The sequence below is a fragment of the Salipaludibacillus sp. CF4.18 genome (genome assembly GCF_051262595.1).
Taxonomy (GTDB): domain Bacteria; phylum Bacillota; class Bacilli; order Bacillales; family Salisediminibacteriaceae; genus Salipaludibacillus; species Salipaludibacillus neizhouensis.
Window position 1 is genome coordinate 44,251 of the sequence record NZ_JBIMEV010000016.1, and the last position, 22,906, is coordinate 67,156.

18 protein-coding genes are annotated in these 22,906 nt (G+C 37.5%); 12 read left to right on the forward strand and 6 right to left on the reverse strand.

The genetic code is table 11. From position 1 onward, the window contains the following. Window positions 1-430: 430 nt before the first annotated feature. On the forward strand, window positions 431-2,125 hold the full coding sequence (locus ACHABW_RS11985) for a M3 family oligoendopeptidase (RefSeq protein WP_435755530.1): 1,695 nt from the start codon (window positions 431-433) through the stop codon (window positions 2,123-2,125). Between the two features lie 76 nt (window positions 2,126-2,201). On the opposite strand, the gene ACHABW_RS11990 is transcribed toward ACHABW_RS11985, so the two are convergent. Then, complete coding sequence (locus tag ACHABW_RS11990; protein WP_435755531.1) at window positions 2,202-3,185, reverse strand: aldo/keto reductase; 984 nt, start codon at window positions 3,183-3,185, stop codon at window positions 2,202-2,204. A gap of 59 nt (window positions 3,186-3,244) precedes the next feature. Further along, window positions 3,245-3,553 (reverse strand): hypothetical protein, encoded by a 309-nt coding sequence (locus ACHABW_RS11995; protein ID WP_110936887.1) that lies wholly within the window; start codon window positions 3,551-3,553, stop codon window positions 3,245-3,247. 434 nt (window positions 3,554-3,987) lie between these two features. Here ACHABW_RS11995 and ACHABW_RS12000 point away from each other — a divergent pair, with 434 nt between their 5' ends. The 3 genes from ACHABW_RS12000 (at window position 3,988) to pgeF (ending at window position 6,453) form a co-directional block, all read left to right on the forward strand. Further along, complete coding sequence (locus tag ACHABW_RS12000) at window positions 3,988-5,253, forward strand: MFS transporter (RefSeq protein WP_435755532.1); 1,266 nt, start codon at window positions 3,988-3,990, stop codon at window positions 5,251-5,253. 127 nt (window positions 5,254-5,380) lie between these two features. Further along, window positions 5,381-5,572 carry a hypothetical protein gene (locus ACHABW_RS12005; RefSeq protein WP_110936888.1) on the forward strand — a complete coding sequence of 64 codons (192 nt, stop codon included), beginning with the start codon at window positions 5,381-5,383 and terminating at the stop codon, window positions 5,570-5,572. 56 nt (window positions 5,573-5,628) lie between these two features. Continuing rightward, window positions 5,629-6,453: a peptidoglycan editing factor PgeF gene (gene pgeF, locus ACHABW_RS12010; RefSeq protein ID WP_435755533.1), complete on the forward strand. Its 825-nt coding sequence runs from the start codon at window positions 5,629-5,631 to the stop codon at window positions 6,451-6,453. Window positions 6,454-6,544: 91 nt separating this feature from the next. Here pgeF and ACHABW_RS12015 read toward each other — a convergent pair whose 3' ends face one another. Next, window positions 6,545-7,963 (reverse strand): SpoVR family protein, encoded by a 1,419-nt coding sequence (locus ACHABW_RS12015; RefSeq protein ID WP_435755534.1) that lies wholly within the window; start codon window positions 7,961-7,963, stop codon window positions 6,545-6,547. Between the two features lie 326 nt (window positions 7,964-8,289). Here ACHABW_RS12015 and ilvE point away from each other — a divergent pair, with 326 nt between their 5' ends. The 8 genes from ilvE (at window position 8,290) to ACHABW_RS12055 (ending at window position 18,494) form a co-directional block, all read left to right on the forward strand. Beyond that, window positions 8,290-9,198, forward strand: coding sequence for a branched-chain-amino-acid transaminase (gene ilvE, locus ACHABW_RS12020; RefSeq protein ID WP_435755535.1), 909 nt, complete (start codon window positions 8,290-8,292; stop codon window positions 9,196-9,198). Between the two features lie 392 nt (window positions 9,199-9,590). Beyond that, window positions 9,591-11,315 carry a biosynthetic-type acetolactate synthase large subunit gene (ilvB, locus tag ACHABW_RS12025; RefSeq protein ID WP_435755536.1) on the forward strand — a complete coding sequence of 575 codons (1,725 nt, stop codon included), beginning with the start codon at window positions 9,591-9,593 and terminating at the stop codon, window positions 11,313-11,315. Then, window positions 11,312-11,833 carry an acetolactate synthase small subunit gene (ilvN, locus tag ACHABW_RS12030; protein WP_110936893.1) on the forward strand — a complete coding sequence of 174 codons (522 nt, stop codon included), beginning with the start codon at window positions 11,312-11,314 and terminating at the stop codon, window positions 11,831-11,833. Before ilvB ends, ilvN begins: the two co-directional genes overlap by 4 nt. Before the next feature lie 64 nt (window positions 11,834-11,897). Further along, window positions 11,898-12,923: a ketol-acid reductoisomerase gene (ilvC, locus tag ACHABW_RS12035; RefSeq protein WP_110936894.1), complete on the forward strand. Its 1,026-nt coding sequence runs from the start codon at window positions 11,898-11,900 to the stop codon at window positions 12,921-12,923. Window positions 12,924-13,337: 414 nt separating this feature from the next. Further along, complete coding sequence (leuB, locus tag ACHABW_RS12040; RefSeq protein WP_435755537.1) at window positions 13,338-14,414, forward strand: 3-isopropylmalate dehydrogenase; 1,077 nt, start codon at window positions 13,338-13,340, stop codon at window positions 14,412-14,414. Window positions 14,415-14,478: 64 nt separating this feature from the next. After that, window positions 14,479-15,894, forward strand: coding sequence for a 3-isopropylmalate dehydratase large subunit (gene leuC, locus ACHABW_RS12045; protein ID WP_435755538.1), 1,416 nt, complete (start codon window positions 14,479-14,481; stop codon window positions 15,892-15,894). A 58-nt stretch (window positions 15,895-15,952) separates the two neighbouring features. Next, window positions 15,953-16,540: a 3-isopropylmalate dehydratase small subunit gene (leuD, locus tag ACHABW_RS12050; RefSeq protein ID WP_110936898.1), complete on the forward strand. Its 588-nt coding sequence runs from the start codon at window positions 15,953-15,955 to the stop codon at window positions 16,538-16,540. Window positions 16,541-16,949: 409 nt separating this feature from the next. After that, a complete protein-coding gene (locus ACHABW_RS12055) occupies window positions 16,950-18,494 on the forward strand; it encodes a peptide chain release factor 3 (protein WP_435755539.1) in 1,545 nt (514 codons plus the stop codon). Window positions 18,495-18,967: 473 nt separating this feature from the next. Here the strand turns inward: ACHABW_RS12055 and ACHABW_RS12060 are convergent, their stop codons facing one another. From ACHABW_RS12060 to ACHABW_RS12070, 3 genes are all read right to left on the reverse strand, one after another. After that, window positions 18,968-19,168, reverse strand: coding sequence for an aspartyl-phosphate phosphatase Spo0E family protein (locus tag ACHABW_RS12060; RefSeq protein ID WP_223292299.1), 201 nt, complete (start codon window positions 19,166-19,168; stop codon window positions 18,968-18,970). Window positions 19,169-19,425: 257 nt separating this feature from the next. Next, the gene (locus tag ACHABW_RS12065) at window positions 19,426-21,159 is read right to left on the reverse strand and encodes a phospho-sugar mutase (RefSeq protein WP_435755540.1); all 1,734 of its coding nucleotides are present in this window, start codon (window positions 21,157-21,159) and stop codon (window positions 19,426-19,428) included. Window positions 21,160-21,245: 86 nt separating this feature from the next. Beyond that, complete coding sequence (locus ACHABW_RS12070) at window positions 21,246-22,901, reverse strand: glycerol-3-phosphate dehydrogenase/oxidase (protein WP_435755541.1); 1,656 nt, start codon at window positions 22,899-22,901, stop codon at window positions 21,246-21,248. Between the last annotated feature and the right edge of the window lie 5 nt (window positions 22,902-22,906).

A 22,906-nucleotide genomic window follows, 5' to 3' on the forward strand; every position in this document is an offset into this window, starting at 1 on the left:
CTCAAAACTTGAGCACTCTTTTTTATAAGTTCATAAAACTTTTTATCTATTTAAAGAGTATGTTTTCTCTTTCCAACGATAAGGGTTCGAATCTGCTCTAGACAGATGCTTTAGCCTAGGATGATATCCACGGAAAAAGCAAGCGGTAACCTTCTCTAACAACCTTCCATGATAATGCCACATGCACCTAAAAAGCTCACCTCTCATGTATAAAAGATAGTCGTGAAAGATTAACCTGCAGAAAAGAAGCAACCAAATATTCTAATTTTATAATGATTAATTTTTCATAACGATTTCCAAATAATTTAATAGCTATCTTTAAAATCCTCTCCATATTATTTTACCGCAATAATTTCTATTTTTTGGTAGACGTATTTTCTAAAATCTACTATGCTTATTAGGATGAACATACTTTGAAGGAGGTTTCTCCATGTCAACTTTTTACCAAGAAAAATTAAATTTTCAAGATCCAACTTCTGTTGAGCAATCTTTTAAAAATTTACTTAAAGAAGATATTGAAACAGTGAAAGAAATGGAGGCCTGGTTGAAACAGCATTCACAGATCCAAAACTATATTGAAGAAGGTCTCACTGGACACTACATAGACTTTCAATGTCAAAGTGATTCAGAAACAGCAAAAAAAGCTTTTGAATATGACCAGCAAGTAATTGAACCCTTAGTCAAAAAATACGAAGCATTATTGGATGAGAAATTTCTATCTTCTCCAATTAAAAACCAACTTGATCCACTGTATTACCGAGAGTTTTTGAAAAGTAAAATAAATGCAAAAGAATTATTTCGAGAAAGTAACATTGCATTAGAAATTGAAGAAGATCGTCTTACTACTCTTTATTTCGAACATACAGGAAGTCTCACAGTTGATTGGAATGGAGAGGAGAAAACTCTTAGTGAAATCTCAACTTATTTAGAGGATTCTAACCGGAAAATACGAAAAAAAGCAATGACGTTGACTGTAAAGGCATTTATTTCTAAAGAAACAGAATTGCAAAACATAATGAGCGATCTAATCGAACTTCGACACAGAAAAGCAGAAAATGCCGACCTTCCTAATTATCGCGATTATATGTTCAAAAAGTATGAACGTTTTGATTATACTCCTGAGGATTGCACAAATCTCGCAGTGGCTATCCAAAAGCATGTAACCCCCTTAAATAAAAAACTTCAACGAGAGCATCAAAAAGAATTGGGAGTTGACGTATATAGACCATGGGATCGAAAAGGCGTTTCTAATGAACAGAAACCTCTTCAGCCATTTCATAATCGTAATGAACTTGTAGAGAAAACTACACAGATATTTTCAAATTTAGAACCCCGCTTTGCGGAGTTAATTACTACAATGGATAAACACGGGATGCTTGATTTAACAACTCGCAAGGGAAAATCACCAGGAGGATTCTGTGCACCTCTTCCTGTATCTGAGCTTTCTTTTATTTTTATGAACGCTTCAAAAACACACGATGATATGACTACGTTGTTGCATGAAATGGGCCACTGTATTCATAATGATTTAACAAAAGATCTTCCTCTTAGTAAATACCGTGATACTCCAATGGAATCTGCTGAACTTGCAAGTATGACCATGGAGTTACTAACGATGGATCAATGGCATTTATTTTATGATGATCAGGAAGATCTTAGACGAGCAAAAAAAGACCATTTAACTGGGATCGTTGGATTTTTACCATTTGGAATGGTCGTTGATCAATTTCAACATTGGTTGTATGAGAATCCAAATCATACTCCTGCAGAAAGAAAAATGAAGTTTAAAGAACTTCATTTCCAAATAGATTCAAGCATTGTTGATTGGAAAGGATACGAGGAATGGGCTGAAATAACGTGGCTCCGAATTCTTCATATTTTTGAAGTCCCATTTTATTTTGTAGAATACGTCATTGCGCAATTAGGTGCTTTGCAAATGTATAAACAATATCGAACTAATCCGGAGAAAACGTTAGAAAACTACAAGCAGGCATTATCATTGGGAGCTTCTAAATCTCTGTCGGAAGTTTATAAAGCTGCCGGTATTCGTTTTGACTTTTCAGAAGAAATGATTAAAAACTTAATGGAGTTTGTAGAAGAAGAATTGGAAGCGTTGAATGACTAAGAAAAACGCATAACGTCTTTTGTTAAATAGCGATGTCTCAAAAGGTCAAAATACACCTTTTGAGACAACCTATTTACTAGTAAGCACCTCGAATATGCGCATGAACATTTTTTTCATAAAATGACTGGATTTCCGTTAATTCTTTCGGCGAATACTTTTTCGTAGAGATTGCTTTCAAGTTATTCTCAACTTGTTTGACGTTCTTGAAGCCTGGAATTACAGAAGATACAGCATGATGCTCCAATACCCATTTCAGCGCAGCCTGAGACATACTTTCTCTTCCTTTTGCAATCCATGATAGCTGTTCACTTAATTTCACACCTTTTTCAAATGGAAGTCCAGCAAAAGTCTCTCCCACATTGAACTGCTGACCATCACGGTTAAAATCTCGATGATCATCCTTTTCAAATTGATGATCACTCGAAAACTTTCCTGTCAAAAGGCCGCTAGCTAGTGGAACCCGCGCTAAAATCCCAACACCCTTTTCGATAGCTTGAGGAAATAGCTCGGTAACAGGTTTTTGTCGAAACATATTAAAGATGACTTGAAGTGCACGGACATTTTTATATTCCATACTGAGAAGTCCTTCTTCAACCGTCTCTACACTTACACCATAATGACGAATTTTACCTTCAGCCTGTAATTTATCAAGTACTTCAAATACTTTACCATCCTTAAGAATTTCAATGGGCGGACAGTGAATTTGGTATAAATCTAGCCGCTCCCTTTTTAATCTTCTCAATGTATTTTCTAAATAATTGCGCACAGATTCTTCCGAGTAGGTTTTAGGATCATGGATATCACCAGCACGGCAAAACTTACTCGCTATATGGATACTGTCTTCTTTTCCTTTTGTTGCCTTAGCCAATAACTGCTCACTGTGACCGTCACCGTAAACATCTGCTGTATCAAGGAAATTAACTCCTTGATCAATGGCATACTCCAAGCCCTTTAGTGCTTCTTTATCATCGGTCTCCCCCCATGAACCACCGATAGCCCATGTTCCCAAGCTCAATTCACTAATCTTTAAATCTGTATTTCCAAGTCTGCGATAATTCATTTGTATCCCCCTTTAAAATTTCCTTGTTAATCATTATAACGTGATTGAATGCGTTAACACTACTTTAATTTATCTTGTCTCTCTTGTTCTTTTTCTTTAAAGATTCGTATAAACTCTGTTGGATCCTCTTTGACACTATAGGAAAATACACCCTGGGAAGTATGGATATACAACATCGCATCTCCCCCGCTCATTTCTCTAAATGATATATCAAATACCCTCTCTATCGGGAATTGATGATGTTTTGTTGCCAATTTATCTTCGTATAGATACATTCTCCGCTCATACTCCACATTCTTCTGTTGAATACTGTTAATCTCCCTTATTACTTTTATATAAGGGTGGCTTGCTACAAAATTATTTTCCACATTTCCATTCCTTTCCTTTGATACCTATTATTCCAATACGTAAATCAATTATTATATGTTTCAAGCATAACAAAAAGAGCCTTAAAGCTATATATAAAGGACTTATAGAGGATGTTCAAAAAGGAAGTTTGTTTTACCTTTTTGAACATCCTCAAAGCAATGAGCAAGCTGCTGCATTGCTTAAGCCTGGTCTGAGTGATTTTTCAGAACAGGGGAGTAGCATGTGTAACCATTGCATGGAAAGAAATTTGAAGATGCGATGTCCGCGAAAGCGTCCACCTGTCATGAATTCGATTTTCCCCATCTGAAGTAAAACAACAATCTATAAGAACTATATACCCTGTCTATACATAAGAAACTCTTTAGATTTCCTAAATATTTGATAGAATAGATATCAGACAATGAATAATCTCATCATGAGGAAGGATTCGCCTATGAAAAAATCTGTATCAAAACCTATTAAGCCCGATTTTTATTATGGTTGGTATATAGTCATCATTGGTGCCATGAGTTTATTTTTTTCTGGACCAGGCCAAACATATTCTAATGCAGTATTTATCGATTATTATATTCTTGACTTTGGCTGGGAACGTTCGTTAGTATCCGGCATCTACTCCTCGGCAACACTAGCAGCTGGATTTTTATTATTCCTTGTCGGTTCCAGTATTGACAGATTCGGTCAACGAACGGTCTCGTTAACTGTTAGTATCTTGCTTGCAGCAGCTTGCTTTTGGAATAGTATCGTAGTTAACCCGTGGATGTTATTCATTGGTTTCTTCCTAATTCGGTTACTCGGTCAAGGTTCTATGACACTTGTTCCAAACACTCTGATCCCACAATGGTTTATTGAAAAAAGAGGCCGTGCATTCAGTATTATGATGCTCGGTGGATTTTTAAGCTCTACTCTCTTTCCACCGTTTAATGCTTGGCTGATTACTAGTTTCGGTTGGGAAACTGCTTGGAGAATTTTAGGTGTGCTTATTCTTTTTCTTTTTGTTCCTGTCGTTTATTTTTTCATGAAAAATAAACCTGAAGAAATCGGGTTATTACCTGATAATAAAAAACCATCTACTGATGAAGAAGAAGAGAAATTAAAACGTGATTTAGATGTTTCATGGACACTGAAAGAAGCAATGAGAACAAAACAATTTTGGCTGATTTTGCTCTGTGTAGGTATTCCTTCGATGGTTAACACCGGTCTTACTTTCCATCTCATATCGATATTGGGTGGAAGTGGTCTTAGTACAACTGCCGCTGCATTTATTTTAAGTCTCATGGCAATGATCGGTTTTCCAGTCACTATGATGGCTGGATTCGTATTAGAAAAAGTAAAAGTCCATTATATGTTTGCTTTTGTTTTCTTTGGCCAATTTATATTTATTATTACCCTGTACTTTACAGAGTCATTCATGATGGCAGTAATTTTTGGATTAATATGGGGGTTTGTTGGCGGAATGGAGAGAATAGTCATTTCGGTTATTTTTCCAGATTATTTCGGCAGAAGATACATAGGCAGCATCAAAGGAGTAGCAACAACAGTTACAGTATGTGCTTCTGCTTTTGGTCCTTTACCATTCGGAATAGCTTATGATTTATTTAGCGGATATCAAGAAATTCTACTTTTAACCTTGATTTTTCCTGCTCTCGGCCTCACGGCAAGTCTGCTTTCACCCAAACCTGATAAAAATATTACTGCCTAACCCCTGGCTAATCATATTTTAGTGAGGTAATAACTTACTTTTTTGAAACACCGTTAAAAGAGGTTTTTTTTCCTATTCACTGCTATAATGTCTTTATAGTAAATTATAGAGAAAGGCAGGGGTAAACATGGACCTATTTACTGTTCCCGACCCTTCAGATAGTGGAATGGGATACGCGTATATCTTTATGATTTTTGTATTAATTGCAGCTTCTTTCACTGTGTATAAACTAAAGAAGTTTAATAAAACAAAGCAAGAAGCCGAATCTCCTAAAGCTTATGATATGTATGAATCTAATAAAAAAGATAAGAACAGCTAGTTCTCTGCGACCATAGTATAGAAGGAATATACATTGAAAGTATCGAGGTGTTCTTCATGACTGAAGTTTTTAAAACGACAACTGGTCCAATTATGCCATTATCCAATTGGCAGGACAAAAACCCAGCTTTGGTTGCTGGATTCACAACAAAATCCGGCGGCACAAGTAAAGGTAGTTTTGATTCAAATAATTTAGGGCTACATGTAGATGACAAAGCGGACACAGTTGCTCTAAATCGAAAAATCCTAGCTGATAAGCTAGGATTTCCTTTGACTTCTTGGGCTTGCGCTGAGCAAACACACCAGGATCATATTGTTAAAATCACTCCTGAATTAACTGGCTACGGTGCCTTGGAATACAAAGAGAGCATAAAAGGGACAGATGCTTTTTATACAAAAGAAACGAACGTCTTACTTACGCTATGCTACGCTGACTGTGTCCCGCTATATTTCTATTCTGCTGAACAGGCCATGGTTGGCATTGCACATGCTGGATGGAAGGGAACTGTCAAGAACATAGGTGGTAAAATGATCGAACTTTGGGAGATCACTGAAGATGTCATACCTGCTCAGGTGAAAGTTACCATTGGTCCCTCAATAGGTGAATGTTGTTACAGAGTCGACCAACCAGTTATTGAACAAGTGAAAGAGGCTTTACAACCTTGTTCATTTAAAGATAAATTTTATGAAGAAATTAGCGCAGGACAATTCTCATTAGATTTAAAAGGGATTAATAGACAACTCCTCCTTCAAGCTGGAGTATTAGAAGAAAACATTCAAACATCAACATACTGCACAAGTTGTGAAAAGGACTTATTCTACTCACACCGACGTGACCAGGGAAAGACTGGAAGAATGTTAAGTTATATTGGTTTTAAATAAAGTCAGTTTCCTTAAACATTAATGTTTATAAAAATAGAAGTCTCAAAAGGTCAACAAAACCTTTTGAGACTTCCCTTTATTACTCTTCTATTTATACATACCTTTTTTGAACCTTATTCCCATCAAAACTAAAAGCAATATTCCGATCGGAAATCACTGTTTCTATATGAACGTTTCTTCCCCAAAGCTGATATAAATACGGAAGAGTTTTCTCTAAATACTTCGTATCCAGTTCCACCCCTTCGTATTCATGAGTTAAATAAAGCTCTCCACCTTTTAAATAATCTCCATCCTTAACACTAATAAATGGAAATCCTCCATTAACACGACTTTCTATGAGAGAATCCCTTACTTCAGTCCAGGATTTATCAGTAATTTTATATTCTCTTCCTTGTTTCTGAAACAGATACATATCTTCTCGCCCAACTAAATCTTTCGTTAAATAATTTCTTACAAAAGAAATATCAGATTCAATCTCCCTTACTTCAAACATTTTCTCTCTTCCACTATTTGGAATAATCCCTTGAAGTTCTCGCATCTCTTGACTGGGGTTATTATATCTCTCTTCAATATCCTCAAACATTTTAAGACCAAGATAGTAAGGATTTATTTGGGTTTTTGAAGGCTGTACAACACCAGCATTCAGTTTAGCAAATTCTATCGACTCACCTGATGTTAAATCAAGTTCTCGGATAATTCGTTGATGCCAATAAGAAGCCCAACCTTCATTCATGATTTTCGTTTCAAGTTGTGGCCAAAAATAAAGCATTTCTTCTCTCATCATTGTTAAAATATCTCGCTGCCATTCTTCCAACTCTTTACTATAATGCTCAATAAATAACAAAATATCTTTTTCAGGTTCTGGTGGAAATTGTTTCTTTTTCTTAAAATCAATTTTCTTATCCTGTTCCTCTTCTGTTATTTTCCATAAATCATCGTAGGGACCAGTTGCTTTCTTTACTTCTTCCTGTTCTTCCAACCAAATATCGTCTTTTGACCATCTGAGTTTAGGACGCTGCAAGCTCGGATCAATATGTTCTTGAATAGCCATGACAGCATCTAAAAACTTTTCTACTTCCTCACGGCCATGTAACATTTCATATGCGGAAATTCTTTCCGCAGTAGCAGTCATACTTTCCACCATATCTTTTCTGGTATTCGAGAATCTCACATTATTTTTAAAGAAATCACAGTGTGCTAATACATGGGCAATAATAAGTTTATTTTGAATGAGAGAATTCGTATCAAGTAAAAATGCGTAACATGGATTAGAGTTAATTACTAACTCGTATATTTTACTTAACCCTAAATCATATTGGAGCTTCATCTTGTGGAATTGCTTTCCGAAACTCCAATGCCCGAACCTTGTTGGCATTCCATATGCTCCAAACGTGTAGATAATATCAGCAGGGCAAATTTCATACCTCATTGGATAAAAGTCCAAGCCAAAACCTTCCGCAATTTCAGTGATTTCATCAATTGCTTTTAATAATTCCTTATCCTGTTTCATACTGATTCCCCCTCCTCTCTTTCTAATAACATATGAAACAGCCTAAGCTTTGATGAAAAGAAACTCTAAGCTACTGATAATGTAAGCGCTATATAAAAATTTACAATCCAACACTTTTTTAATCCAGTTGTCCCAATAATGAGACTGCTATCGCTTTCTTCGCAATTGATTAATTTGAAATGTTAGAATTTTTAACAAATAGCTGTTGACCTTCTTTCTAAATGGTTGTATGATTGGCTCCAATATCATATTTATTAGCGATAAGTGCATCCTAATTTATATGAACTGAATTTATAAACATTTTTCAAGGAAAGGAGTGAATCGGTATGAGCAGCCAATGGATTTTTCTTGCAGGCGAATTCGTGAAAAAAGAAGATGCCGTCGTTTCTGTGTATGATCACGGTTTTTTATACGGCGATGGAGTATTCGAAGGTATTCGTGTTTACAGTGGTAATGTTTTTAAATTAGATGAACACTTACAACGACTCTATGAATCCGCACAATCAATCATGTTAAACATCCCATATGATAAGGAGGAGTTAGAGCAAATTATTGTAAATACCATCAGGAAAAATGAATTAGAAACTGCTTATATCCGAGTTGTTGTCTCACGCGGACCGGGAAATTTAGGATTGGATCCTGCATCCTGTTCGCAACCTAAAGTAATAGTAATAGCTGAGGCACTCACTCTTTTCCCGAAGGAATTATATCAAAGAGGTTTAAGGCTTGGTTCTGTGTCAACTCGACGTAATCGACCAGACGTCTTAAGTCCGCAAGTGAAGTCATTGAATTATTTAAACAATATTCTCGTAAAACTAGAAGCGAATCAAGCTGGCGTTGATGAAGCGTTAATGTTAAATGATCAAGGCTATGTTACAGAAGGTTCTGCTGACAATATATTTATCATCAAAAACAACACGATCTTCACTCCCCCGGTTTACTTAGGGGCTTTAGAGGGAATTACAAGAAATGCCATCATAGACCTCGCAAAAACAAATGGGTATGTGATGAAAGAGTCTCCCTTCACTCGCCATGATGTCTATGTTGCTGATGAAGTCTTTCTAACAGGTACAGCAGTAGAAGTAATCGCGGTAGTCGAAGTTGATGGCCGGAAAATTAATACAGGTGAGCCGGGCAATATTACGAATCACTTATTGTCTGAATTCAGAAAAATTGTTACTATAGATGGTGTAGCTTGCTATAACGCTACTCAAAATAAAGCAATTGTAAGTTAAAACTTCATTATTAAAAAGCGATGAAGGGAAAAAAGGTTTAAGGGTCTGTATTTACAGAGAGCCGGGGTTGCTGGAAGCCCGGAATTACAGCTTAATCCGACATCATCCTTGAGTGTTATGCTGAACGAGAATTCTCCATTAGGCGTAATCAGGTGTCTTAAACACACCTGTTATCAAAAAAAGCACCTCTTTCTTCTCTTTCTCAAGAAGTGCTTTATGAGACAATATCTGTAAAGGTATTGTAAATTCGGGTGGTACCGTGAAAAGTAAAGGTCTTTTCTCCCCGCAACTGTAGTAGTCTACTGATGTAGCTACGACCATTGTGGGAAGAATAGGCTTTTTTCTAATGATATAGACGAAATTGCAACATTTAAATTAGGAGGGATGACAAGGTGAAAGTAGACGCAAAGACAGAAGCTAAGCCAGTTACAACACAACAGACAGGTGCAGATGTTTTAGTACAGTCATTACTTGACCAAGGAGTTGACACAATATTTGGTTATCCAGGCGGAGCAGTTCTTCCAATATACGATGCATTGTATCGTTCAGACGGTGATTTTCAACACATTCTAACTCGCCATGAACAAGGAGCTATCCACGCAGCAGAAGGGTATGCTCGAGTATCCGGTAAACCAGGAGTAGTACTCGTTACTTCTGGACCTGGGGCTACAAACGTTGTAACAGGAATTGCAGATGCTATGATGGATTCTTTGCCGCTAGTTGTCATTACAGGACAGGTTACAACAGCAGTAACAGGAACAGATGCCTTTCAAGAAGCAGATATTATGGGAATTACAACACCTATTACGAAGCATAACTATCAAGTGTTATCTAGTTATGATCTTCCAAGAATAATGAAAGAAGCTTTTCATATTGCTTCTACCGGAAGACCAGGACCTGTTGTTGTAGATATCCCTAAAGACATTTCAGCAAATCCATGTTTTGAAACGGACCAATCTGAATTTTATCTTCCAGGCTATCAACCAACGATAAAACCAAATCCTTTGCAAATCAAAAAGCTTACAGAAGCATTGAAGAAAGCAAAGAAACCTTTAATTTTATCAGGAGCAGGCGTACTTCACGGAAAAGCAACAGAAACACTTGTGGACATCGTCAATGAATTTTCAATACCGGTAACATCAACTCTATTAGGACTAGGCGCATTTCCTGGTGATCATGAATTGTTTCTAGGAATGGCAGGAATGCACGGAACCTATACGTCTAATATTGCAATCTCTGACTGTGATCTGCTTATCAATGTAGGAGCCAGATTTGATGATCGTCTTACAGGGAACTTACAACACTTTGCTCCCAAGGCGACCATTGCTCACATTGATATAGATCCTGCGGAAATCGGTAAAAACGTATCCACTCATATTCCAATCGTTGCAGACTCAAATGCTGCCCTTCTAGAGTTGAAACGTCAACTTAAAGAGGGACCGGATCATAAAGATTGGTTGGATGAATTAGCAAACAATAAAAAAGACTTTCCTCTTTGGTTCAACAATCCGGATAGCAAGATGATCCCACAATGGCTCATCAGAACTATTCATGATACAACGGACGGTAATGCGATTGTTACGACTGACGTTGGACAGCATCAAATGTGGGCAGCTCAGTACTATCCATTTTCAAAACCAAACCGATGGGTAACTTCAGGTGGACTTGGAACAATGGGCTTCGGTTTCCCTGCTGCTATTGGGGCACAATTAGCTTTTCCTGATGAACCGGTTATCGCAATTGTTGGTGATGGTGGTTTCCAAATGACTCTTCAAGAGCTATCCGTTTTGCAGGAAAGAAACTTACCTGTAAAAATCATTATTGTTAACAATGGTGCTCTCGGAATGGTTAGACAATGGCAAGAATCTTTCTATGATAAGCGATATTCTGAATCGCTAATGAGTGTTCAACCAGATTTCGTGATGCTCGCAAATAGTTACAGCGTTCGTGGAATGAAAATTGAAACACAAGCAGAATTCATGAAGGTATTTCCGGAAGTCATGGCTTATGATGGTCCAGTTCTCATGGACTGTCGTGTTCTTCAGGAAGAAAATGTTTTCCCAATGATTGCTCCAGGAAAAGGGATCCATGAAATGATAGGGGTGAAACCAAGGTGAAAAGAATTATAACTGCAGTCGTTCAAAACAGAAGTGGAGTTTTAAATCGGGTAACTGGCTTGATGCACAAACGTCAGTTCAATATTGAAAGCATTTCTGTCGGCAGAACTGAAACGGAAGGAATGTCAAAAATGACGTTTGTCGTTGACGTACCCGACTATCAAAAACTCGAGCAATTAACAAAGCAATTAAACAAACAAATTGATGTAATTAAAGTAACAGACCTTTCAGATAAGGCGATCGTCGCCAGAGAGCTTGCTCTCGTTAAAGTGGTAAGTAATCCTCAGGTCAGAAGTGAAATTCAAGGTATAATAGAGCCATTCCGGGCTTCTGTTATTGATGTAAGTAAAGATAGTCTTTCTCTTCAAGTTACCGGGAAAACGGAAAAGATCGAAGCATTTATTGATCTTCTTCGCCCCTATGGTATAAAAGAGATCGCCCGGACCGGGATTACAGCTTTCCCTCGAGGGCATCAACCACAAGTGACGGACCTGACGTCATTTTCAGTATTAAATTAAACAATGTGCTAAGCAATACTTTTTCAACCAAATATAAAACTCGAAATCGGAAGGATGTATTCAAATGACAAAAGTACTTTACAACAACAATATTCAAGATGAGGTATTAAAAAATAAGAAGATCGGTATCATCGGTTATGGTTCACAAGGCCACGCTCACGCACTAAATTTAAAAGAAAGTGGCTTTGATGTAGTAGTTGGTCTTCGAAAAGGTAAGTCTTGGGATAAGGCTGTGGAAGATGGTGTTCAAGTAGAGACAGTTGCTGAAGCAACAAAGCAGGCGGATCTTGTTATGGTTCTTCTACCTGATGAGCTTCAACCTAAAATTTATGAGGAGAGCATTAAGCCAAATCTTGAAGCTGGAAACATTCTAGCTTTTGCTCATGGATTTAACATTCACTTCAGTCAAATTGTTCCTCCTGCTAATGTAGATGTATTTCTAGTTGCTCCAAAAGGACCAGGACATCTCGTTCGCAGAACATTTGAAGAAGGTGCTGGTGTACCTGCTCTTTACGGTATTTACCAAGATTATTCAGGTCAAGCAACTGAGCTTGCTCTTGCATACGCTAAAGGTGTCGGCGCTGGTCGTGCTGGAATTCTTGAAACTACATTCCAAGAAGAAACAGAAACAGATCTTTTTGGAGAGCAAGCTGTATTGTGTGGAGGGATCACTAGTCTTATCAAAGCTGGATTTGAGACATTAACGGAAGCTGGCTACCAACCTGAAGTTGCCTATTTTGAGTGTTTACACGAGACGAAGTTAATTGTAGACCTGCTTTATGAAGGAGGATTAGAGACAATGAGAGACTCTATCTCTGACACGGCTAAATGGGGAGATTTCGTTTCAGGTCCACGTGTAGTAAATGCTGATACGAAAGCAAGAATGAAAGATGTATTAACTGATATTCAAGATGGTACTTTTGCTAAAGGCTGGATTTTAGAAAACCAAGCAAATCGTCCACAATTTAATGCAATCAATGCACGAGAAAATAATCATCAAATTGAAACAGTTGGTCGTGAGCTTCGTGAGTTAATGCCATTTGTTAAAAAGGCTGCAAACAAGAAAAAAGATGGAGTACCAAATAGCTAATTTGTCATTTTAAAAGTACTAAACAAAATTTAGAATCGTGGAGGCAGGGAGATCCTGCCTCCATGATTCTAAATACTATTAATTATCTTAGAGAAATTGCAAGAAAAAGTGAGAGGTTTATCCGTTTTGGGATTGGCTCGAGCCAATCCCCTATTTGATATCGCTTGGAAACACTTGCAACGAAGCAATTCCAAGACTCCACATTTTTCTTGCCACTTCTCAAAAAAATTCATCCCAATACAGTACAACAACTTCAAACCTCCTCTCTGCTACGATTGTTCTAGTTGATGTATCCACCAACATTGAAACAACCTACACAGAGCAAGGAAGTCTAAAAGCTATTTAATAATACACTAGATGATATAATTCTATTATAGAAACATAGCTTAACTACTAATTAAGGAGGGATCTATTGTGAACAAAAAAATTGTTCTTCTTCCTGGAGACGGCATTGGTCCGGAAGTCATTCAGTCTGCCCAAGCAGTTTTAGAAGCCATCTCAGAAGAATTTAAACATACATTTACATTCGAAACACATTCTATTGGTGGTAATGCCATCGATGAGCATGATACTCCCCTCCCGGATGAAACAACAAAAGCCTGTCATCAAGCAGATGCTGTTCTTTTGGGAGCTGTCGGAGGCCCAAAATGGGATCAAAATCCTTCCCACCTGCGTCCGGAAAAAGGATTGCTTGGTATTCGTAAAGCCTTAGACCTTTTCGCAAACCTTAGACCTATTCAAGGATTTGACAACTTGCTTCATGCTTCTCCTTTGAAAGAAGAAGTTGTGAAGGGCAGTGACCTGCTGATCGTTCGTGAACTGACTGGAGGTCTCTATTTTGGAACTCCTAGTGAACGTCGAAATAATGGACAGTCTGTTGTAGATACACTTGCTTATGACCGTTCTGAAATTGAAAGAATCGTCGAAAAAGCTTTTGAATCAGCACAAATTCGCCGAAAACATCTTACATCGGTTGATAAAGCAAACGTCTTGGAATCTAGCAAATTATGGCGTGAAGTAGTGGAAGAGAAAAAAGCAAACTATCCTGAAGTCACGGTTGAACACATGCTAGTCGATAATGCAGCCATGAAATTAATTACAGATCCTAAGCATTTTGATGTCATTGTCACTGAAAATATGTTCGGAGATATTTTAAGTGATGAAGCATCTGTTTTAACAGGCTCTCTAGGGATGTTACCTTCTGCCAGTATGCGAAGTGATGATTTTGGCCTGTATGAACCTGTACATGGCTCTGCACCGGATATAGCGGGTCTTGGAATCGCTAATCCGTTAGCAATGATATTATCCACTGCCCTAATGCTAAGACACTCCTTCCATTTGGAAAAGGAAGCTGTTTTAGTAGAAAAAGCTGTCGAAGATGTCCTTGACAGAAAGTTCCACACAGCTGACTTGTCTGTCATAAACGGACAAAAAGTTGGAACCGAAAAAATGACGAACCTTGTTGTTGACTATATTAAGAAAAATGCATAGCGATAAGTGCAACGAATAGTATCAAGAATTAATACGTGTAATTTACTTGCGAGGAGTGAAAAAAGTGGAGAATCCAAAAACAATTATCGATAAAATTTGGGATAAACATCTCGTTCATCAAGAAGATAATAAACCAGACCTAATTTATATTGATTTGCAGCTTGTACATGAGGTAACTTCGCCTCAGGCTTTCGAAGGTCTCCGCATGAAGGGGAGAAAAGTACGCCGCCCCGATCGTACTTTTGCTACAATGGACCATAATGTACCAACAATCGCGAGGCACATAATCAACGATCCTGTATCAAAAATTCAAATGGAAACTCTGGAAAAAAACTGTAAGGAATTTGGTGTTCCGTTAGCAGACATTAATCATCCTGATCAAGGAATAGTCCATGTTATTGGACCTGAATTAGGTCTTACACAGCCTGGAAAAACAATTGTTTGTGGAGACAGTCATACCTCTACTCATGGAGCGTTTGGAGCACTTGCCTTCGGTATAGGTACCAGTGAAGTTGAACATGTTCTAGCTACACAAACTTTATGGCAAGCCCCACCAAAGTCCATGAAAGTAAAAGTAAATGGTAGATTAAGTCCTGCAGTTACAGCAAAAGACTTAATTCTAGCAATCATAGCGAAATTTGGTGTTCGCTTCGGTACTGGGTACGTTTTAGAATACACTGGCGAAGCGATTCGAAATCTTTCTATGGAAGAACGTATGACGATTTGTAATATGTCTATTGAAGCCGGTGCAAGAGCAGGTCTAATTAGTCCAGATGAAACAACCTTTAATTATTTAAAGGGCCGTCGACATGTTCCTAAGAATGAGGAATTCGATGCTGCTGTGCAGTCTTGGAAGGCACTAGCTACCGATGAGGGTGCTAGTTATGATGCACAAGTAGAAATTGATGCAGACGAAGTGGAACCTCAAGTTACATGGGGAACAAATCCTGCTATGTGTATTCCCGTTAGTGGACTAATTCCTAATCCTAATTCAGCAAAAACAGATGCGTCTAAAGAGGAAATTGAACGTGCTTTGGACTATATGGGTCTTGAGGCAGATCAGCCAATTGCTTCCGTCCATATTGATCATGTTTTTATTGGCTCCTGTACAAATTCCAGAATCAGCGATCTTCGTAAAGCTGCCAAAATAATCGAAGGAAAGAAAGTACATCCTAAGGTTCACGCGATGGTTGTTCCTGGTTCTCAAACAGTAAAAATTAAAGCGGAAGAAGAAGGCTTAGATAAAATCTTTTTGGAAGCAGGATTCGAATGGAGAGAAGCAGGTTGCAGTATGTGTTTAGCTATGAATGATGACATCGTACCTCCAGGTGAACGTTGTGCTTCTACTTCTAATCGTAATTTTGAAGGACGTCAAGGAAATGGTGCGAGAACACATTTAGTAGGCCCTGAAATGGCTGCTGCTGCTGCAATAGAAGGTCATTTTGTAGATGTTCGAAATTTATTAGCTACATCTGTTTAAAATAAGTACTAACCTTAGAATATAATAGAGCCAACCTAAGAAAAAGGAGTTAGTGAGTATGGAACCCTTTAAAGAACATAAAGGATTAGTTTATCCTTTGAATCGATCAAATATTGACACGGATCAAATTATCCCAAAACAATTTTTAAAACGTATTGAGCGCCAAGGATTCGGTCAATTTCTATTTTATAATTGGAGATTTGACGATGATGGAAACCCTCGCGAGGATTTCTCACTAAACGATCCCAAGTATGATGGAGCTTCCATCCTTGTCTCAGGTGAGAATTTTGGCTGCGGATCTTCTCGTGAGCATGCTCCCTGGGCTATCCAGGATTATGGATTCAAGGTGGTCATTGCTTCTAGTTTTGCAGACATTTTTTACAGTAACTGTTCTAAAAATGGCATTCTTCCTATCCAATTATCCGAACAAGAAATCTCTAACATAGTCTCTAATGCGGAGTCTACAAATTATTATCTTACCGTAGATTTGGAAAATCAAGTCGTCAGTGATAGTGAAGGATTTAAAGCCACTTTTGAACTTGTAAATTATTTACGGGAAATGTTATTAAAAGGTTGGGATGAGATTGCTGTAACTCTTAGTCATTCCGATAAAATTACGTCCTTTGAAGAACAATCACATTCTTAATTTTATAGTGGCGTGTTGAAAAGTCTTTTGGACTTTCAACACGCTATTTATATGTGGAAATATAATGGCTATAGAAGTATACACTTCTCCCCCACCTTCAGTATGTCAAAAATGCTTTTTTCGCATAACATTAATTAAGCTGTTCTGCTTCTCCTCTTGGCTTTAGACACAATTTTAGTTATAATTAAAGATTGGAGAGTTAATAAATTATACATTTTTGCTAGAAACATTCGCATTCAAACTTAATAGTGGTGTTTCGTATAAGACTACTTGAGCAGCGACATAATCGCTAAAAGTTTCTACGGTGAATATTCATAGCAGTTTAATTATTGTTTTCGCGTGAACCATACACTTATATTTCCTATTTGCTAATACAAAATGAGTTTTAAATAGAGAGGATTATGTATATATGTCTACTGAAACACCAAGACGAACATTTGCCATTATCTCCCACCCGGATGCTGGGAAAACAACTCTAACTGAAAAGGTACTTCTACTAGGTGGCGGAATTAGAAGCGCCGGTACTGTAAAAGGAAAAAAATCAGGAAAGTTTGCGACATCCGACTGGATGGATATTGAAAAACAACGAGGTATTTCCGTTACCTCCAGCGTTATGCAGCTTTTGTATGACAATAAGCAAATTAACATTCTGGATACACCTGGTCACCAAGACTTCAGTGAGGATACTTATCGAACGCTAACAGCTGTAGATACTGCAGTGATGGTTATCGACAGCGTTAAAGGGATAGAAGCCCAGACACTCAAATTATTCAAGGTGTGCCGTATGAGAGGCATTCCAATCCTTACATTTATTAATAAGTTAGACCGAGAAGGAAAAGAGCCATTAGACTTACTAGCGGAGATTGAGGAAGTATTAGAGATGGAGACTTTCCCGATGAACTGGCCAATTGGCACTGGGAAACGATTGAAAGGAATATACAGTATTCCGGATGAAACAGTGGAAATGTACAATGAAGACCATGACCGTATTATTAAACCTTATAAGGACGTAACTACATTAGAAGATTATGAGAGAGAAAACCTTGAAGGTGAGATTTCATTACTTGAGGAAGCTGGAAATGAATTTACGATAGAAAAAGTCCGAAATGGTTCATTAACACCCGTTTTTTTCGGAAGTGCATTATCTAATTTTGGTGTTCAATCTTTTCTAGATCAATTTGTAAAGCTAGCAGCAGAACCTCAGGCTAGAAAAGCATCTGGTGATTTTATACCACCATCCAGCCCTCATTTCTCCGGTTTTGTTTTTAAAATCCAAGCAAATATGAACCCTAATCACAGGGATCGCATTGCATTTTTAAGAGTGTGTTCTGGCTCCTTTGAACGAGGGATGGAAGTAACCCTATCACGTTCAGGCAAAAAAATGAAATTAAATCAATCTCATTCTTTTTTCGCTTCAGATCGTGAAACGGTAGAAAAGGCCTTACCTGGAGATATTGTTGGTTTATATGATTCAGGTAATTTTGAAGTGGGAGATACAATCGTTGGTGGAGGTCCGAAAATCCAATACGAAGAAATGCCTCAATTCCCTCCAGAAAAATTCGCAAAAGTTACTGCGAAAAATGCTATGAAGCATAAGCAATACCATAAAGGAATGGAACAACTGGTTCAAGAAGGAACGATTCAGCTTTATAAAACACCTTATTTCGAAGATTACATTATCGGGGCTGTTGGTGAACTTCAATTCCAAGTTTTTGAGTACCGTATGAAACACGAGTACAAAGTGGACATTGAATTCATTCATATGACTCACGAACTGGCCAGATGGGTCACCAAAGGGAAGATCACAGATCAAATGACCGATAGCAGAAAAATGCTTGTGCATGATCAACAAGGAAGATCCGTCTTACTATTCGAAAATGAATTTGCTCTTCGCTGGTTCCAGGATAAAAATCCTGATATCTCCCTCTCAACTGGTTGGGAAATCCTCGAATAATTATGAGCCATTAACCCGATTTACGTTTGTTTTTAGTGCAACAAGGAGACTCCTCTCCTTGTTGTTTCGGTTAAATGGCTTTACTTTTTTTTATATACTTTCTTTTCCCAAGTCCATTACAATCACGGCATGAAATAACTTTCATACTAAACAAAAGCTTTTTCTCAACACGTCCAGTACCTCTACATTTTTTACAAATATAAACTATGGCCATGCGAATCCACCGCTTTCTTTTGTTTATTTTATTATATACCCCCTGCCACAGTATTGATACATTAATAATCTATATTAACAGAATTTTCAGTATATGTTACAGTACTGGTAATTAAATTAGTTATAGCAAATAAAAAAACACCTATTAAGGTGTTTTCTCTCTCTTGAAAGTAAAGTCTTTTTAGAGGGAGTATTTATAGTCACTAATTTCTTTTATTTCTATCGCTCATAGACTACAACAGAAAGCCCACTAGCAAATCTTAGTTTACAGAAGAAACCTTTGGACAGGAACACTTTTTACCAGACTGAATGACTCTTCGATATACATTCATTAAGTGGTCTAATTCCTGACTATAACGAATCGTTTCAGACGATGTAAAACCATGCTTGTTTGCTGAAAGCATCATTAACTCACGTTTTAATTCCATTTGTGTTTTTAAAGAAGTTTTAAAGCACATCATTTTAATCGCCTCACCTTAAAATCGCAATCTACAACTTAATACTTGGAAGTTACTTACTAATTATACCATACCCAGTTTTAGGATTTCCAACCTTAATCTTTAATAATTTGTACATTTATTTACAATTATTCAAATAACAGATGAAAATTAGACAAATACCACCATATTCCCCCTTTAGAAAACGGAGTCCTAATCTATACGTTTTTTTGTAAAAAAAACTAGACATTCTATTAAGAATCCCTAGTTTTTTACATATTTTAAATAGCTTCTATTTTCACCAGTACTGCTTCTTTTAAACTTTCCAATTTGTTCATAGCATCTTTTTGAGAAGAACCTGTAACCCCAAAGTAACATTTAATTTTTGGTTCTGTACCAGATGGTCTTAAACAATACCATGATCCATCTGTCAATCTCATTTTCAGGACGTTCGACGAGGGAAGATGGATATCTTCTATTCTATCATTCTTCAAATAATACTTCTTGTTCGTCTGATAATCCTCTACGTTTTCCACATTGTCTGATAGGTTTCCTTGCTTACTATCATTCCGAAACTCTTCCATAATACGCTGAATCTTTTCAGCGCCTTCTTTTCCTTTGAAAACAAAGGAAGATAAGTCTTCAAAATAATAGCCGTATTTTTCATACATATTTTGCAAACCATCATAAACAGTCAAGTTCTGTTTTTTATAATATGCAGCTAACTCTGCAGAAACCAATGCTGCTTGAATGGCATCTTTATCTCTGACAAATGGCTTTATGAGGTAACCAAAACTCTCTTCGTAACCAAATAAGAAGGTGAATTCTCCCGATGTTTCAAATTGGCGAATTTTTTCACCAATAAATTTAAATCCTGTCAAGACATCCAGAGTTTCTACTCCGTAAGAAGAGGCAATCGTTCTCCCTAATTCAGAGGTTACAATTGTTTTTATAACAGCCCCATTCTCAGGCAATTCATTTTTTTCTTGTTTTTTCATTAATAAGTAATCAAGCATCAACGCTCCCGTTTGGTTACCAGACAAGACTTGATAGTTTCCATCATGATCTTTGCATGCGAGTCCTACTCTGTCTCCATCAGGATCTGTTGCAATAAGTATATCCGCGTTAACCTTTTCGCCTAAATTAATAGCTAGTTCAAATGCATCTTTTTCTTCAGGATTTGGAGAACGTACTGTTGAAAATTCTGTATCCGGCTTCGCTTGTTCCTCTACTACATGAATATTTTTAAAACCATTACTATCGAATGCTCTCATCATTGGTACTTGAGCGGCTCCATGCAATGGGGTAAAAACAATGGAAATATCTTTACCGATTTCGCGAACAATATTTCTATCTACTATGACAGAAGCCAACTCTTCGTCATAGGCATCATCTAAATCTTCTAACACCCATGTCAGTAAACCTTGCTCTTCTAATGTAGCAGGATCTGCTGTTTTCACTTCTAACTCGTCTTCTACTGCGTCTACCATAAATATAAGTCGATCGGCATCTTCTGGAACAAGCTGTCCACCATCATCACCGTATACTTTAAACCCATTGTATTCCGGTGGATTATGACTTGCAGTAATCATGACACCTGAATGGGTCTGAAGTTTTCTGACTGCAAACGATAATTCAGGTGTAGGTCGAAGCTCTTTAAATAAATAAGCATGAATGCCATTAGCCCCGAATGTGCAAGCCGTTTCTAAGGCGAATTCCTTAGACATCCGTCGGTTATCATGAGCGATAACAACCCCATTTTCACAAGCTGTTTCTCCTGCTTGCTTAATAAAATCGGCCATGCCTTGTGCAGCTTTTCGTATCGTATATATGTTCATCCGATTCGTTCCGGGACCAATTTCCCCACGCATCCCGCCTGTCCCAAATTCCAGGTTTTTATAGAAACTATCTTCTAAATACTTCTCATCATTTTGATAGCTTTCAAGTTCCTTTTTTGTGTTCTCGTCCAATCCTAGCTTTGATTTCCATTTTTCATACTTCATTTTCCAATCCATTTGTAATTTCCTCCTTATGGGCTTACGTACCTATCTTATTTATACGCATTTTTCCACTCGGAGTAAAGGGTAGATTTAAAGTGTTTTTAGCTTATTTTTACCGGATTTGTCGAATAGAAGATTTCATCGTCCAAAATCTTCTCATGTCTCTTTTTCTCTTCTTCCGTCCAATGAAAACGATCAGCCATATAGTCCAGAACACCAAGCTTTTTTTCACGGACAAAGGCAATATTGAAAAACAATGCACTCGTTCTGCGATTAAAGAAATCTATCGGTGATACCACCATTTCTTCCTCGATTCCATATACTAAAGAAGCAAAGACCCCTGCCGATAATTGATAGTGTTCCCCTTCATTGCCATGAGTTTCAATAATTTCAAAAACTCGCTTTACGTTTGATCCATATAAAGAAGTTAATCTTTCTGCTTCTTCTGCAGATAATCCGATTTTTTTACCATTACTAATCCATGCCTTTTTAAATGCTTCGAAGTTCTGAGATCCCCCTGTTTCTCCTCCTGACAATACGATGGACGCCGTTTGACATGAATTTTTTCGTTTTAATTCTTTCGAAACGATATCAACAATCCGCTCGGCCATTTTTCGATATCCGGTTAATTTTCCACCTGCTATCGATAAAAGACCTGAATCTGATTGGAAGATTTCATCTTTTCTAGAAATCTCGGAAGCACTTTTTCCTTCTTCATGTATGAGTGGTCGAAGTCCCGCCCAGCTCGATTCTACATCTTCTCGTACTAGTTTGATTGAGGGGAACATATCATTAGCAGCATCAATGATATAGTTTAAATCCTCTTCTGTCATCCGAGGAGAGGCAATGTCTTTCGCATAATGTGTATCTGTTGTTCCAACATAGGTTTTACCGCCCCTAGGAATTGCGAAAAGCATTCGACCATCATCTTTTGTATCAAAATAGACGGCTTGCTTTAACGGAAAGCGAGACTGATCAATGACTAGGTGAACACCTTTTGTTAAATATAAGTATTTACCCTGCTTAGAATTGTCTTTTTCTCTCAGTTCATCTACCCATGGCCCAGATGCGTTAACTACTTTCTTTGCATGAATCTCATAGGTTTTTCCGGAAATTAGATCTTCTACTTTTGCACCTGTTACTTTTCCATTTTTATAAAGTAACGACTGAGCCTTTGTATAGTTAACGGCCTTGGTCCCTCTGTGAACCGCTTCTTTCATAATTTCGAGCGTCAGTCTCGCATCATCTGTTTTATATTCCACATAAACGCCTGCACCTTTAAGCTTATCCGTTCTAAGCAAAGGTTCACGTTTCATTGCTTCTTTTTTGCTAAGCATGTTTCTTCGTTCTTTTCGTTTCACACCAGCTAAATAATCATAGACTTTCAAACCGAGGGAACTTGCCAATTTACCAAAAGTTCCTCCTTGTATGATCGGAAGCATCATCCACTCTGGATTTGTCACATGCGGAGCATTCTCATAGACAATCGCTCGTTCTTTTCCTACCTCAGAAACGATTTTAAATTCAAATTGTTTTAAATATCTTAATCCACCATGCACCAATTTCGTTGACCGACTAGACGTTCCAGCCGCAAAATCTTGCATTTCAACTAATCCAGTTGTTAATCCTCTATCTATCGCATCAAGTGCAATTCCTGCACCTGTAATTCCCCCTCCTATAACAAGTAAATCCACTTCTTTTGCTTGCAATTCATCTAAATACACTTTTCGCTGTAATGCAGAAAATGGTTTAACCATATTAG

Bases quoted from the DNA above. Each gene is read 5' to 3' on its own strand.
- ACHABW_RS12065 (WP_435755540.1), bottom strand. From the start codon at position 21,159: ATGGATTGGAAAATGAAGTATGAAAAATGGAAATCAAAGCTAGGATTG.
- ACHABW_RS12060 (WP_223292299.1), bottom strand. From the start codon at position 19,168: ATGATGTGCTTTAAAACTTCTTTAAAAACACAAATGGAATTAAAACGT.
- pgeF (WP_435755533.1), top strand. From the start codon at position 5,629: ATGACTGAAGTTTTTAAAACGACAACTGGTCCAATTATGCCATTATCC.
- ACHABW_RS11985 (WP_435755530.1), top strand. From the start codon at position 431: ATGTCAACTTTTTACCAAGAAAAATTAAATTTTCAAGATCCAACTTCT.
- ACHABW_RS11990 (WP_435755531.1), bottom strand. From the start codon at position 3,185: ATGAATTATCGCAGACTTGGAAATACAGATTTAAAGATTAGTGAATTG.
- ilvE (WP_435755535.1), top strand. From the start codon at position 8,290: ATGAGCAGCCAATGGATTTTTCTTGCAGGCGAATTCGTGAAAAAAGAA.
- ACHABW_RS12070 (WP_435755541.1), bottom strand. From the start codon at position 22,901: ATGGTTAAACCATTTTCTGCATTACAGCGAAAAGTGTATTTAGATGAA.
- ACHABW_RS12015 (WP_435755534.1), bottom strand. From the start codon at position 7,963: ATGAAACAGGATAAGGAATTATTAAAAGCAATTGATGAAATCACTGAA.
- leuD (WP_110936898.1), top strand. From the start codon at position 15,953: ATGGAACCCTTTAAAGAACATAAAGGATTAGTTTATCCTTTGAATCGA.
- ACHABW_RS12005 (WP_110936888.1), top strand. From the start codon at position 5,381: ATGGACCTATTTACTGTTCCCGACCCTTCAGATAGTGGAATGGGATAC.
- ACHABW_RS12055 (WP_435755539.1), top strand. From the start codon at position 16,950: ATGTCTACTGAAACACCAAGACGAACATTTGCCATTATCTCCCACCCG.
- ACHABW_RS12000 (WP_435755532.1), top strand. From the start codon at position 3,988: ATGAAAAAATCTGTATCAAAACCTATTAAGCCCGATTTTTATTATGGT.
- ilvC (WP_110936894.1), top strand. From the start codon at position 11,898: ATGACAAAAGTACTTTACAACAACAATATTCAAGATGAGGTATTAAAA.